This is a genomic window from Pseudomonas sp. NY15372, assembly GCF_048068215.1.
GTDB lineage: Bacteria > Pseudomonadota > Gammaproteobacteria > Pseudomonadales > Pseudomonadaceae > Aquipseudomonas > Aquipseudomonas guariconensis_A.
In genome coordinates, this window is the sequence record NZ_JBLUPY010000006.1 from 81,684 (window position 1) to 94,040 (window position 12,357).

At 62.8% G+C, this 12,357-nt stretch carries 11 protein-coding genes; 2 read left to right on the plus strand and 9 right to left on the minus strand.

Translation table 11 applies throughout. The features are described from left to right. Positions 1-15: 15 nt before the first annotated feature. The 6 genes from ACNFG0_RS07025 to gcl form a co-directional block, all read right to left on the minus strand. On the minus strand, positions 16-891 hold the full coding sequence (locus ACNFG0_RS07025) for an urea transporter (protein WP_196156684.1): 876 nt from the start codon (positions 889-891) through the stop codon (positions 16-18). Between the two features lie 270 nt (positions 892-1,161). Beyond that, positions 1,162-2,577: a pyruvate kinase gene (pyk, locus tag ACNFG0_RS07030; RefSeq protein ID WP_416764354.1), complete on the minus strand. Its 1,416-nt coding sequence runs from the start codon at positions 2,575-2,577 to the stop codon at positions 1,162-1,164. After that, positions 2,574-3,848 (minus strand): glycerate kinase type-2 family protein, encoded by a 1,275-nt coding sequence (locus tag ACNFG0_RS07035; RefSeq protein ID WP_196144789.1) that lies wholly within the window; start codon positions 3,846-3,848, stop codon positions 2,574-2,576. Before ACNFG0_RS07035 ends, pyk begins: the two co-directional genes overlap by 4 nt. 230 nt (positions 3,849-4,078) lie before the next feature. After that, positions 4,079-5,056, minus strand: a complete 978-nt coding sequence (locus tag ACNFG0_RS07040) for a 2-hydroxy-3-oxopropionate reductase (RefSeq protein WP_416764355.1) — start codon at positions 5,054-5,056, stop codon at positions 4,079-4,081. Positions 5,057-5,096: 40 nt separating this feature from the next. Continuing rightward, positions 5,097-5,879, minus strand: coding sequence for a hydroxypyruvate isomerase (gene hyi / locus ACNFG0_RS07045; RefSeq protein ID WP_070576732.1), 783 nt, complete (start codon positions 5,877-5,879; stop codon positions 5,097-5,099). A gap of 57 nt (positions 5,880-5,936) precedes the next feature. Further along, positions 5,937-7,712: a glyoxylate carboligase gene (gene gcl / locus ACNFG0_RS07050; RefSeq protein WP_196156683.1), complete on the minus strand. Its 1,776-nt coding sequence runs from the start codon at positions 7,710-7,712 to the stop codon at positions 5,937-5,939. 256 nt (positions 7,713-7,968) lie between these two features. Between gcl and ACNFG0_RS07055 the strand changes: the two genes are divergently transcribed. After that, positions 7,969-8,409, plus strand: a complete 441-nt coding sequence (locus tag ACNFG0_RS07055) for a GlcG/HbpS family heme-binding protein (protein WP_196144788.1) — start codon at positions 7,969-7,971, stop codon at positions 8,407-8,409. 115 nt (positions 8,410-8,524) lie between these two features. Here ACNFG0_RS07055 and ACNFG0_RS07060 read toward each other — a convergent pair whose 3' ends face one another. Next, a complete protein-coding gene (locus tag ACNFG0_RS07060; protein ID WP_196144787.1) occupies positions 8,525-9,136 on the minus strand; it encodes a TetR/AcrR family transcriptional regulator in 612 nt (203 codons plus the stop codon). Between the two features lie 130 nt (positions 9,137-9,266). Between ACNFG0_RS07060 and ACNFG0_RS07065 the strand changes: the two genes are divergently transcribed. Next, positions 9,267-10,181: a DUF808 domain-containing protein gene (locus ACNFG0_RS07065; protein WP_196144786.1), complete on the plus strand. Its 915-nt coding sequence runs from the start codon at positions 9,267-9,269 to the stop codon at positions 10,179-10,181. A gap of 124 nt (positions 10,182-10,305) precedes the next feature. Here ACNFG0_RS07065 and ACNFG0_RS07070 read toward each other — a convergent pair whose 3' ends face one another. Next, complete coding sequence (locus ACNFG0_RS07070) at positions 10,306-11,088, minus strand: outer membrane protein OmpK (RefSeq protein ID WP_196144785.1); 783 nt, start codon at positions 11,086-11,088, stop codon at positions 10,306-10,308. Positions 11,089-11,440: 352 nt separating this feature from the next. After that, on the minus strand, positions 11,441-12,226 hold the full coding sequence (locus tag ACNFG0_RS07075; RefSeq protein WP_196144784.1) for an outer membrane protein OmpK: 786 nt from the start codon (positions 12,224-12,226) through the stop codon (positions 11,441-11,443). Between the last annotated feature and the right edge of the window lie 131 nt (positions 12,227-12,357).

Genomic DNA, 12,357 nt, shown 5'->3' on the forward strand with positions numbered 1-12,357 from the left:
CCTAGGGGCTGGGTTTTAGCTGTGCAAGCGGCCTGCGTTGCGGCGTTGAAATGATTGCGCCAGATGGCCGCCCAGGTGCATCAGCCAACAGGCGACGACAAAGGGCGCTGTCAGGCCGGCGATGGGCATCAGGTTGAACAGCGGTTGCAACAGCAGGGCCGCAGTGATGGCCAGCAGGGTTATCCAGGGACGTTCACCCTGGCGGCTGAAGGCCAGCGCGGCGAGCGCTGCGTTGAAACCGAACAGCCCCATCCAGGCGGCCTGGGCCTCGCCCGCCAACAGAGCCACGGCGCCGCCGATGGCCGAGCCGATCAGTGCCCAGAGTGCGGCATAGGGGTTGGCGACGAACATGCCGATGACGATCAGCAGGCCGGCCAGCGGGTTGTCCAGCAAAAAGATCTGGCCCACACCGCGCAGCAAGGCATAGAGCGGATTGGCCTCGGTGTAGAGCGCCGGCATGGGCTCTGCCATCAGCAGGGTACCCCAACCCAGTAGCACGAAAGGCGCGGTATAGGCGATCAGCAGCTTGCCGCCGCGTTTGCGCCACTGGTGCGTGAGGATGCTGGATAGGCCGCCGGCGGCGATGATCAACGGTGGCATGATGGCCGACCATGGCAGCAAGGCCGCGATCAGCAGGCCGATCAATACGCCGTTGTAGCAGTACAGGCCGGCCTGGCGGTCGGCGCGTTCGTAACCGCGGCGTTGGGCGGTCAGTAGGCCGGCCAGGGCACCGAGCAGGGCGCCGCCGACCAGGTTCGGGGCGGTCACCAGGATGGCCAGCAGGCAGCACAGGCCGCACAAGGGGTTGCGCAGCAGCAGTACCTGGCTGAAGCCGTTGAGCAAAGCCGTGGCCCAGTCGGGGCATGGGTTGACGAAATTCTTGGTGTACATGGGGCAGTCGGGAAGGTTGTTGGGAAAGCGGTGGGCCTCTTTGGGCCTCGGGTTGTCCGCCGTTATCGTGTCCAGGGAGGGCGCTGCACGCCCATCGCCGGCAAGCCGGCTCCCACAAGTAACGCGTCAGCCTTGAGGGCAGCACTGTCCCTGTGGGAGCCGGCTTGCCGGCGATGGGCTGCGTAGCAGCCCTGGTATTGCCCTCTTTTTTCGCGGCACAAGGCCGCTCCTACAGGGTATTGCCTATTCTTTGCAGGAGCGCCCTTTGGGTCAGATCAAGGTCTCGATCCGCAGTGTATTGGTCGTCCCCGGCTTGCCGAAAGGCACACCGGCGGTGATCAGCAGCGTGTCGCCACGGCTGGCCATGCCTTGCGCCTGGGCTATTTCCAGGGCAGTGGAAACAACCTCATCGACTTGGCGCAGGCGATCGTTGACCACCGAGTGCACGCCCCAGGTCACGCTCAGGCGGCGAGCGGTGGTGAGGTTCGGCGTCAGGTTGAGGATCGGTGCACGCGGGCGCTCGCGAGCCGCGCGCAGGGTCGAGGAACCCGACTCGCTGTAGTTGACCAGCACGGCCACTGGCAGGATGCCGCTGATGCGACGAATCGCGCAACTGATGGCGTCCGACACCGTGGCTTCGGCCTTGGGCCGGCCGACGTCGAGCTGGGCCTGGTAGTCCGGGCCGTTCTCCACCTGGCGGATGATCTTGCTCATCATCTGCACGGCTTCGAGCGGGTAGTCGCCCGAGGCGGTCTCGGCCGACAGCATGACGGCGTCGGTCCCCTCGGCCACGGCATTGGCCACATCGGTGACCTCGGCGCGGGTCGGAGCAGGGGAGAAGCGCATCGACTCGAGCATCTGGGTCGCCACCACTACTGGCTTACCCAACTGGCGGCAGGTGCCGATGATGCGTTTCTGGATCTGCGGCACGCTTTCGGCCGGCACTTCCACACCCAGGTCGCCGCGCGCGACCATGATCGCGTCGGACAGCTCCGCGATCGCCTGCAGCTGCTCGACCGCCGAGGGCTTCTCGATCTTGGCCATCAGGTAGGCGCGCTCGCCGATCAGCTGGCGGGCTTCGACGATGTCTTCAGGGCGCTGGACGAACGACAGGGCCACCCAGTCCACGCCCAGGTCCAGGCCGAAGGCCAGGTCGCGGCGATCTTTCTCGGTCAGTGGGCTGAGGTCGAGCACGGCCTGGGGCACATTGACGCCCTTGCGGTCGGACAGCTCGCCGCCGGCGACCACTTCGGTGTCGATGGCGTCGCTGTGCTTGGCGGTTACCCGCAGGCGCAGCTTGCCGTCATCGAGCAGCAGGTCCATGCCAGGCTCCAGCGCAGCGATGATCTCGGGGTGGGGCAGGTTGACCCGGCGGCTGTCGCCTGGGGTGCTGTCCAGGTCCAGGCGCAGGGCCTGGCCGCGTTGCAGTTGCACCTTGCCTTCGGCGAATCGGCCGACACGCAGCTTGGGCCCCTGCAGGTCCATGAGGATACCCAGTGGGTAGTTCAGCTGTTGCTCCACTTCGCGGATCCACTGGTAGCGCAGGGCGTGGTCGGCGTGTTCGCCATGGCTGAAGTTCAGGCGGAAGATGTTCACGCCGGCTTCGACCAGTTGGCGGATATCGTCGACGCCTTTGATCGCAGGGCCCAGGGTAGCGAGGATTTTGACTTTCTTGTCTGGCGTCATGATGGCTGAGTCTCGAGGATCAGGATGGCACGGAAGTCGTTGACGTTGGTGCGGGTCGGCTCGGTGACGATCAGCGCATCCAGTGCGGCGAAGTAGCCATAGCCGTTGTTGTTGTCCAGCTCGTCGGACGCTGACAGGCCCAGGGCCTCGGCGTTGGCGTAGCTTTGCGGAGTCATGATGGCGCCGGCGTTTTCCTCGGAGCCGTCGATGCCGTCGGTGTCCCCGGCCAGGGCGTAGACGCCCGGCAGGCCCTTGAGGTTTTCGGTCAGGCTGAGCAGGAACTCGGCGTTGCGCCCGCCACGGCCGTTGCCGCGCACGGTGACCGTGGTCTCGCCGCCGGACAGGATGATGCAAGGCGCCTTCAGCGGCTGGCCATGCAGCACGATCTGCCGGGCGATACCTGCATGCACCTTGGCCACTTCGCGCGACTCACCTTCCAGGTCGCCCAGGATCAGTGGGCTGAAGCCTGCCTGGCGGGCCTTGACGGCCGCGGCCTCGAGCGACTGCTGGGGCTTGGCGATCAGCTTGAAGTGGCTGCGGGCCAGGGCCGGGTCGTCGGCCTTGACGGTTTCCGAGGCCGGGTTGTTCAGCCAATCGACAACGGCTTTGGGCGCTTCGATGTTGTAGCGCTTGAGAATGGCCAGGGCATCGGCCGAGGTGCTCGGGTCGGCCACGGTGGGGCCGGAGGCGATGACGGTGGCCAGGTCCCCAGGAACGTCGGAGATGGCATAGGTGTAGACCGTCGCCGGCCAACAGGCTTTGGCCAGGCGGCCGCCCTTGATCGCCGAGAGGTGCTTGCGCACGCAGTTCATCTCGCCGATGGTGGCGCCGGACTTGAGCAGGGCCTTGTTGATCTGTTGCTTGTCGGCCAGGGTCAGGCCGTCGGCAGGCAGGGCCAGCAAGGCCGAGCCGCCACCGGAGAGCAGGAAGATCACCCGGTCGTCTTCATTGAGGTTGCTGACCAGTTCCAGCACGCGCTTGGCCACGGCCAGGCCGGCGGCATCGGGGACCGGGTGGGCGGCTTCGACCACCTCGATCTTCTGGCAGTTGGCGCCATGGCCGTAGCGGGTCACGACCAGGCCGGACACTTCGCCCTGCCAGCTCTTCTCGACCACCTCGGCCATGGCCGCGGCCGCCTTGCCGGCGCCGATGACGATGACGCGACCGGTGCGGTCGGCAGGCAGGTGAGGTTCCAGGACCTGGCGTGGGTGAGCGGCGGCGATGGCTGTGTCGAACAGCTCGCGGAGAATTTTTTGTGGATCGACCGACATGGCAGGCTCCCAAAATCTTATTGTTCTGCAGAATCGAAAACGCCCCTGGAACTGCCTCCGTGCAGGCCGAACCAGGGGCGGGTGTTGCTCGGTGTCACCGTTGGGCCTGTGGTCGCAGGTTCAACAGTGTGGATCTCATCGCCGGCAAGCCGGCTCCCACAGGTACAACAGAAGACTTCAGAATGGTGGGAGCCGGCTTGCCGGCGATTGGGCTGCAAGGCAGCCCGTGATCACTTGTCGTCGCGGATCGAGAAGTTGGCCATGTGCTCCAGGCCTTTGATCAGCGCCGAGTGGTCCCAGTTGCCGCCGCCCAGGGCGACGCAGGTGCTGAACACTTGCTGGGCGTTGGAGGTGTTGGGCAGGTTGATACCCAACTCCTTGGCGCCTTGCAGGGCCAGGTTCAGGTCCTTCTGGTGCAGGTTGATGCGGAAGCCTGGGTCGAAGGTGCCCTTGATCATGCGCTCGGCGTGCACTTCGAGGATCTTCGAGGAGGCGAAGCCGCCCATCAGCGCTTCACGTACCTTGGCTGGGTCCGCGCCGTTCTTGGCAGCGAACAGCAGGGCTTCGCCGACGGCCTGGATGTTCAGGGCGACGATGATCTGGTTGGCGACCTTGGCGGTCTGGCCGTCACCGTTGCCACCGACGCGGGTGATGTTCTTGCCCATGGCTTCGAACAGCGGCAGGGCGCGCTCGAAGGCTTTCGGGCAACCACCGACCATGATGCTCAGGGTGCCGGCCTTGGCGCCGACTTCACCACCGGAAACCGGGGCGTCCAGGTAGGCAGCGCCGGTGGCCTTGATCTTCTCGGCGAAGGCTTTGGTGGCGGTAGGGGAGATCGAGCTCATGTCGATCACCACCTTGTTCGGGCCAACGCCTTCGGCTACGCCGTTCTCACCGAACAGGACCGCTTCTACCTGCGGGGTGTCCGGGACCATGACGATGATGAACTCGGCTTCCTGGGCCACTTCCTTCGGGTTGGCCAGGGCGACGGCGCCAGCGGCGACCAGATCGGCCGGGGCGGCGTCGTGGTGGGTGGAAACGAACAGGCTGTGACCTGCCTTTTGCAGGTTCTGGGCCATTGGTTTGCCCATGATGCCGGTGCCGATGAAACCGATTTTAGCCATGACAATGTGCCTCTTTGTATTTGTTCGCGGATCCTGTAGAAGCGGGTTTGTCCCGCGATGGCGGCGCTGAAGTCGCCATCGCAATCGCGGGACAAGCCCGCTCCTACAGGTCGGTGTCCGATCGTTAGATTGCGTTGTGGGTCTTCAGCCAGCCCAGGCCTGCTTCGGTGGTGGTCAGCGGCTTGTATTCCGCGCCCACCCAGCCCTGGTAGCCGATGCGGTCCAGGTGCTCGAACAGGAAGCGATAGTTGATCTCGCCGGTGCCTGGTTCGTTGCGGCCGGGGTTGTCGGCCAGCTGGATGTGGTTGATCAGTTTCAGGTTGGCTTCCATGGTGCGAGCCAGGTCACCTTCCATGATCTGCATGTGGTAGATGTCGTATTGCAGGAACAGGTTGTCGCTGCCGACTTCGGCCTGGATTTCCAGGGCCTGCTTGGTGGTGTTCAGGTAGAAGCCTGGGATATCGCGGGTGTTGATCATTTCCATGACCAGGCGGATACCCGCGGCCTTGAGCTTGTCGGCGGCGTACTTGAGGTTGTCGACGAAGGTCTTGCGCACGGTGGCGCAGTCCGGGCCTTGCGGGCGGATACCGGCCAGGCAGTTGACCTGGGTGTTGCCCAGGACCTTGGCGTATTCGATGGCCTTGTCGACACCTGCGCGGAATTCCTCTACGCGCTCAGGGTTGCAGGCGATGCCGCGCTCGCCCTTGCCCCAATCACCGGCCGGCAGGTTGAACAGCACCTGGGTCAGGCCGTGGGCATCGAGCTGTTGCTTGATCTCGGCGGCGCTGAAATCGTACGGGAAGAGGTATTCGACACCGCTGAAACCAGCGTCGGCGGCGGCCTTGAAGCGGGCCAGGAAGTCCTGCTCGGTGAACAGCATGGACAGGTTGGCAGCGAAGCGAGGCATGGTTGTCTCCTTGCAGATGAAGGCCCCCGGCACAGCCGGCGCGGGGGCGTCAGGCGGTCAGTCCAGCATCGAGATCGCGGTAGGCGCGTCGTTGCCGACCAGGGCGAGGTCTTCGAACTCGTTAACCGCGTTGATCTCGGTACCCATGGAAATGTTGGTCACGCGCTCGAGGATCACCTCGACCACCACCGGTACGCGGAACTCTTCGGCCATCTTCTGCGCCTTGAGCAGGGCAGGGGCGATTTCAGCCGGTTCGAACACACGCAGAGCCTTGCAGCCCAGGCCCTCGACCACGGCCACGTGATCGACGCCGTAGTTGTTGGCTTCGGTGGCGTTGATGTTCTCGAAGGCCAGTTGTACACAGTAATCCATGTCGAAGCCACGCTGGGCCTGGCGGATCAGGCCGAGGTAGGCGTTGTTCACCAGCACGTGGACGTACGGCAGGTTGAACTGCGCACCCACGGCCAGCTCTTCGATCATGAACTGGAAGTCGTAGTCACCGGACAGCGCGACGACCTTGCGCTTGGGGTCGGCCTTGACCACGCCCAGGGCAGCCGGAATGGTCCAGCCCAGCGGGCCGGCCTGGCCGCAGTTGATCCAGTGGCGTGGCTTGTACACATGCAGGAACTGGGCGCCGGCGATCTGCGACAGACCGATGGTGCTGACGTAGCAGGTGTCCTTGCCGAAGACCTGGTTCATTTCTTCATACACGCGCTGCGGCTTGACCGGCACGTTGTCGAAGTGGGTCTTGCGCTGCAGGCTCGACTTGCGCTGCTGGCAGTCTTCCAGCCACTCGCGGCGGCACTTGAGCTTGCCGGCGGCTTTCCACTCACGGGCCACTTCCAGGAACGCATCCAGTGCGGCGCCTGCGTCGGAAACGATACCCAGGTCCGGGGTGAACACACGGCCGATCTGGGTGGGTTCGATATCCACGTGAACGAACTTGCGGCCTTCGGTGTAGACGTCGACGGAGCCGGTGTGGCGGTTGGCCCAACGGTTACCGATACCGAATACCAAGTCGGACTTGAGCAGGGTGGCGTTGCCGTAGCGGTGCGAAGTCTGCAGACCGACCATACCGACCATCTGCGGGTGATCGTCCGGGATGGTGCCCCAGCCCATCAGGGTCGGGATGACCGGTACGCCGGTCAGTTCGGCGAACTCGACCAATTTCTCACTGGCATCGGCGTTGATCACGCCGCCGCCGGAAACGATCAGCGGACGCTCGGCGTCGTTGAGCATGGCCAGGGCCTTTTCAGCCTGGACACGGTTGGCGGCTGGCTTGTGCACCGGCAGCGGCTCGTAGGCATCGATGTCGAATTCGATTTCGGCCATCTGCACGTCGAACGGCAGGTCGATCAGCACAGGGCCTGGGCGGCCGGTGCGCATTTCGTAGAAGGCCTTCTGGAACGCGTAGGGCACCTGGCCCGGTTCCAGAACGGTGGTGGCCCACTTGGTGACTGGCTTGACGATGTTGGTGATGTCAACGGCCTGGAAGTCTTCCTTGTGCAGGCGAGCACGAGGGGCTTGGCCGGTGATGCAGAGAATTGGGATGGAGTCGGCCGAAGCGCTGTACAGACCGGTGACCATGTCGGTGCCGGCTGGGCCGGAGGTGCCGATGCACACACCGATATTGCCCGGGTTGGCGCGGGTGTAACCCTCGGCCATGTGGGAAGCGCCTTCGACGTGGCGAGCGAGGACGTGATCGATGCCACCGACTTTCTTAAGGGCCGAGTACAGCGGGTTGATGGCAGCCCCCGGGATGCCGAACGCGGTATCTACACCTTCACGGCGCATGACCAGAACGGCTGCATCGATTGCTCTCATTTTGCTCATGGTTTGTGCCTCATCGATTTTGTAATTGTATACAACTTGTTTTGCGACAGAGTGTATTCACGCTCGGCGCCTTAGGTCAATCCATTTTCATCTGTGGAGGTGGCTTTCGTCGGGAAGCCTATGAAAACGGCATTTCGTCTGATCGTGCACGATAGTCTAAAAATATTGTATACAAAAAATCTGGCCGTTGTGTTCTATTGTCGTATCGGTTTTCAACTGCCCTCAGGGCTTCTCACAACAAGAAGAGGACCTTTCCATGAACGCATTGACCCTGAAAGTCGCCGTCAGCCTGGTGAACGCCGCGCTGGACGCCGGCCGCAAGATCAACGCCGCCCCCTTGACGGTGGCGGTACTGGATGCCGGTGGGCACCTGCTCACGCTGCAGCGCGAGGACGGCGCCAGCTTGCTGCGCCCGCAGGTGGCCATGGGCAAGGCTTGGGGGGCTGTCGCCCTGGGCAAGGGTTCGCGCCTGCTGGCGCTGGATTCGCAACAACGGCCGGCGTTCTTCGCGGCGCTCAACGGCCTGGGCGAGCGTCCGGTGGTGCCGGCGCCGGGTGGTGTCCTGATTCGCGATCAGGACGGCAAGGTATTGGGTGCGGTAGGGATCAGCGGCGATACGTCGGATATCGACGAGCAGTGCGCGATCAGTGCGATCGAAGAGGTGGGGCTGACGGCGGATGCTGGGGTCGCCGCCTGATTCTGGATTGACTGTAATGGTTCAATCGCCGGCAAGCCGGCTCCCACAGGTATCGCACTGAATTCACTGTCAGTGGAGTACCTGTGGGAGCCGGCTTGCCGGCGATTAGGGTCTATCAGGCAGCCTCGGGCTCGCAGCCCTTGAGCACCAGGCGGATGATGGTCTCGGCCGCGGCTTCGTAATCGGTGTCGGACAGCTTGGCCTTGCCGGTGATCACCGAGATCTGCCAGTCGAAGTCGGCGTAGGTCTGGGTCGCCGCCCAGATGCTGAACATCAGGTGGTGTGGGTCGACCGGGGCGATCTGCTTGCGCTCGATCCAGCGCTGGATGCACTCGATGTTGTGCCGCGCCTGTTCGTTGAGCTGCTGCACCTGGCTGGGCGACAGGTGCGGGGCGCCGTGCATGATCTCGCTGGCGAACACCTTGGACGCATGGGGCAGGTCACGGGAGATGCGGATCTTCGAGCGGATGTAGCCGCTGAGCACCTCCTTGGGGTCGCCGTCGGCGTTGAATGGCGTGGAGGCCTGCATGATCGGCGCGATGATGCTTTCCAGGACCTCGCGGTAGAGGTTGTCCTTGGATTTGAAGTAGTAGTACACGTTCGGCTTGGGCAGGCCCGCCTTGGCGGCGATGTCGCTGGTCTTGGTGGCGGCGAAGCCCTTGTCGGCGAATTCTTCGCTGGCCGCGCGCAGGATCAGCTCCTTGTTGCGCTCGCGAATGGTGCTCATGTCGGGAATCTTCCTTTGTCTGGCCACCTCTAAAGAGGGTCCGGCATGGTAGCACTCGCCTTGTCGGGCGCTCAAGGCAGCCGCTTTGGGCTAGACTTCGGCCCATTCAACCCATTGGAAACAGGCAAACATGGCAGGAAGCAGTCTACTGGTACTGATCGACGACATCGCCACGGTGCTCGATGATGTCTCGGTGATGACCAAGGTCGCGGCGAAGAAGACCGCAGGCGTGTTGGGCGACGACCTGGCGCTCAACGCCCAGCAGGTGACGGGCGTGCGTGCCGACCGGGAGCTGCCGGTGGTCTGGGCGGTGGCCAAGGGTTCATTCATCAACAAGGCGATCCTGGTACCTGCGGCCTTGCTGATCAGTGCATTCATACCCTGGGCGGTGACGCCGCTGCTGATGCTCGGCGGCGCGTTCCTGTGCTTCGAAGGTTTCGAGAAGCTGGCGCACAAGTTCTTGCACAGCAAGGCCGAGGATGCGACGCAGCATGCGGCGCACAACGAAGCCCTGGCCGACCCGAACATCGACCTGGTGGCCTACGAGAAGGACAAGATCAAAGGCGCGGTGCGCACCGACTTCATCCTGTCGGCGGAGATCATCGCCATCACCCTGGGCATCGTTGCCGATTCGCCGTTGACCCAGCAGATCGTCGTGCTCTCGGGCATCGCCGTGGTGATGACCATCGGGGTGTATGGGCTGGTGGGCGGTATCGTCAAGCTCGACGACCTGGGGCTATGGCTGACCACCAAGGCATCGAACCTGGCCAAAGCGGTGGGCAGCGGCATACTGCGGGCCGCCCCGTACATGATGAAGAGTCTGTCGGTGATCGGCACCGCGGCCATGTTCCTGGTCGGCGGCGGCATCCTGGTGCATGGCATCGAGCCGCTGCATCATGCCATCGAAGCGTTCAGCGAAGGGCGTGGCGGGGCGCTTACCGGCGGTGTGCTCAATGGCCTGGTAGGCATTGTGGCCGGCGCCGTGGTACTGGCGGTGGTGAGTGTGTTGGGCAAGGTGTGGAAGGTGCTGCGCCCGGCCAATTGACTGGGGGATGGCCGGGGCAAGCCCCGGATCGCGGGACAAGCCCGCTCCCACAAATACAGACCACTCCGGCCTGTAGGAGCGGCCTTGCGCCGCGAAAGGGCTGCGCAGCAGCCCCCGTACACCGTCAGAAGTGATACTTGAGCAGGAAGCTCATGGTGTTCTGGTCGGTGGTGAACGCATCGCTGTCCTTGATGCCGTACTTGTTCTTCCAGTAGTCATACTCGATACCCACGTACAACTGCTTCTGGCCAATCTTCAGCGCCTTGCCCAGGTCGTATTTCACCTGTGGATTGAAGTGCAAGTTGGCCTGGTAGGTGCCGCGGCGGTTCTCGTCGTTGTCCACCACCCAATCCATGAAACCGTCGATCAGGATGTCGGACGAGCCCACCGGCAGGGTGTAGGACCACACGGGGGTGATCTGCCAGACGTTATCACCGGGGCGGCTACCGTCAGTGGTGCGCTGGTAGAAGTTCAGCTGGAAGTAGTCGAAGCCTGGGATATCCAGATCGAAACCTGGGCCGATCAGGTAGGCCTCGGTATCGCCTTCGCCGAACTCATAGGTCATGGCCAATAGCACGTCCTTGACCGGGCCGAACGAGAGCTTCTGGTCGAAAATCTTGCCGAACGACAACCGCGGGCTGATTTCGCCGTAGTAGGTGTTCGGGCCGTTGCTGGCGTCTTTCTTGCCTTGGTAGAAGATCTTGTCGAAGAAGATGAAGTTGTCCCCGTACTTCCAGCCATCGGCGTGCTCGAAAGTGAAAGTCTGCTGGGTTTCCGGGTTCACCTTGAAGTTCTTGCCCCACAGGTAGGTGAGGCTGTTGTTCTGCCATTGCAGCAGATCGCCGGCGAACGTGGCTCCGGATGCCAGCAGGCCGCCGGCGAGTATCAGGCTGTTGATGGTACGCATTGCGAAGGTCGCTCCCTTGAGTCAGATCTGTTGTCAGCGCTCTTTGGCGCTATTCTTGTCTTTCGAGTCAGCTTTTTTCGATTGGCCACAGCTGTTTGGCAAGAGCTGCGCCAACTTTCCGGGTTGGTCACAACCATCCTGCTCGACTTCGTTCTGAACGGATGAAAAGGGTATTTCAGGCTGGCAACACGTTGGCCAACCGCCCGAATTCATTGACTGAGCGGTCAGGAAACGCGGGCAGGATCCTTCCTGCCCTGATCGAGGGGGCGCGCAGATTACTCACTTGCGCGCCAGGCCTCAAGTGCTCCGTCCTGGCGCACTATGGCATAAAACTTGATCTTGCAGTCAACTTTTAGAAATGAACTTTCACCAAGGCACTGGTTACGCTCTGGTTGCTGTCGATATTGCCTTGGCTGTCGATGCCGTACTTGTCCTTCCAATAGCTGTATTCGATACCCACATAGAGCTGCTTGGCACCCCAGTTCAGGGCCTTGCCCAGGTCGTACTTGACCTGTGGGTTGAACTGCAGGTTGGAGTGGTAGGTACCGCGGCGGGTCTGGTCGTTGTCCACCACCCAGTCGATGTAGCCATCGATGAGGATGTCGGATTTACCGACAGGAATGGTGTAGGACCAGTTCGGGGTGATCTGCCAGACATCGTCCCCGGGGCGGCTGCCCTCGGTATTGCGCCAGTAGAAGTTCAGGTTGAAATAGTTGAAGCCCGGTACTGCCAGGCTGAAGCCGGGGCCGATCAGGTAGGCCTCGTTGTCGCCTTCGCCGCGCTCGTAGGTCATGGCCAGCAGTACGTCCTTGATCGGGCCGAACTCGAGCTTGCGGTTGAAGATCTTGCCGAACGACAGACGTGGGCTGAACTCACCGTAGTAGGTGGTCGGGCCTTTGGTGGCATCGGCCTGGCCGTTGTAGAAGGTCTTGTCGATGAACAGGAAGGTGTCGCCGTATTTCCACCGGTTGGCGTGTTCGAACGTCACTGTCTGCTGGATGCCTGGGTTTACCTTGAAGTCCTTGCCGTACAGGTACGTCAGGCTTTCGCCGTGCCACTCCAACAAGTCGCCCGCGACGGCGGGGAGGGTGGCCAGCAGGCTGCTGCCCAGCAACAGGGACGAGGTGATGCGCTTCATGTTGTGATTCCCGGTTCTTGTTCTTGTTTGTGGTTTTTTCGGCGCGCAGGCGCCCCGTACGGCCCACGCGCGTGGGCCGACGGTGTTGCGGTTACTGCGGGGAAGAGCCGGGCGGCGATGTTGCCGCCCGA

Excerpts from the sequence above, each read along its gene's own strand:
- pyk (WP_416764354.1), bottom strand. The coding sequence starts at position 2,577 with ATGACGCCAGACAAGAAAGTCAAAATCCTCGCTACCCTGGGCCCTGCG.
- ACNFG0_RS07065 (WP_196144786.1), top strand. The coding sequence starts at position 9,267 with ATGGCAGGAAGCAGTCTACTGGTACTGATCGACGACATCGCCACGGTG.
- ACNFG0_RS07025 (WP_196156684.1), bottom strand. The coding sequence starts at position 891 with ATGTACACCAAGAATTTCGTCAACCCATGCCCCGACTGGGCCACGGCT.
- ACNFG0_RS07035 (WP_196144789.1), bottom strand. The coding sequence starts at position 3,848 with ATGTCGGTCGATCCACAAAAAATTCTCCGCGAGCTGTTCGACACAGCC.
- ACNFG0_RS07055 (WP_196144788.1), top strand. The coding sequence starts at position 7,969 with ATGAACGCATTGACCCTGAAAGTCGCCGTCAGCCTGGTGAACGCCGCG.
- gcl (WP_196156683.1), bottom strand. The coding sequence starts at position 7,712 with ATGAGCAAAATGAGAGCAATCGATGCAGCCGTTCTGGTCATGCGCCGT.
- ACNFG0_RS07060 (WP_196144787.1), bottom strand. The coding sequence starts at position 9,136 with ATGAGCACCATTCGCGAGCGCAACAAGGAGCTGATCCTGCGCGCGGCC.
- hyi (WP_070576732.1), bottom strand. The coding sequence starts at position 5,879 with ATGCCTCGCTTCGCTGCCAACCTGTCCATGCTGTTCACCGAGCAGGAC.
- ACNFG0_RS07075 (WP_196144784.1), bottom strand. The coding sequence starts at position 12,226 with ATGAAGCGCATCACCTCGTCCCTGTTGCTGGGCAGCAGCCTGCTGGCC.
- ACNFG0_RS07070 (WP_196144785.1), bottom strand. The coding sequence starts at position 11,088 with ATGCGTACCATCAACAGCCTGATACTCGCCGGCGGCCTGCTGGCATCC.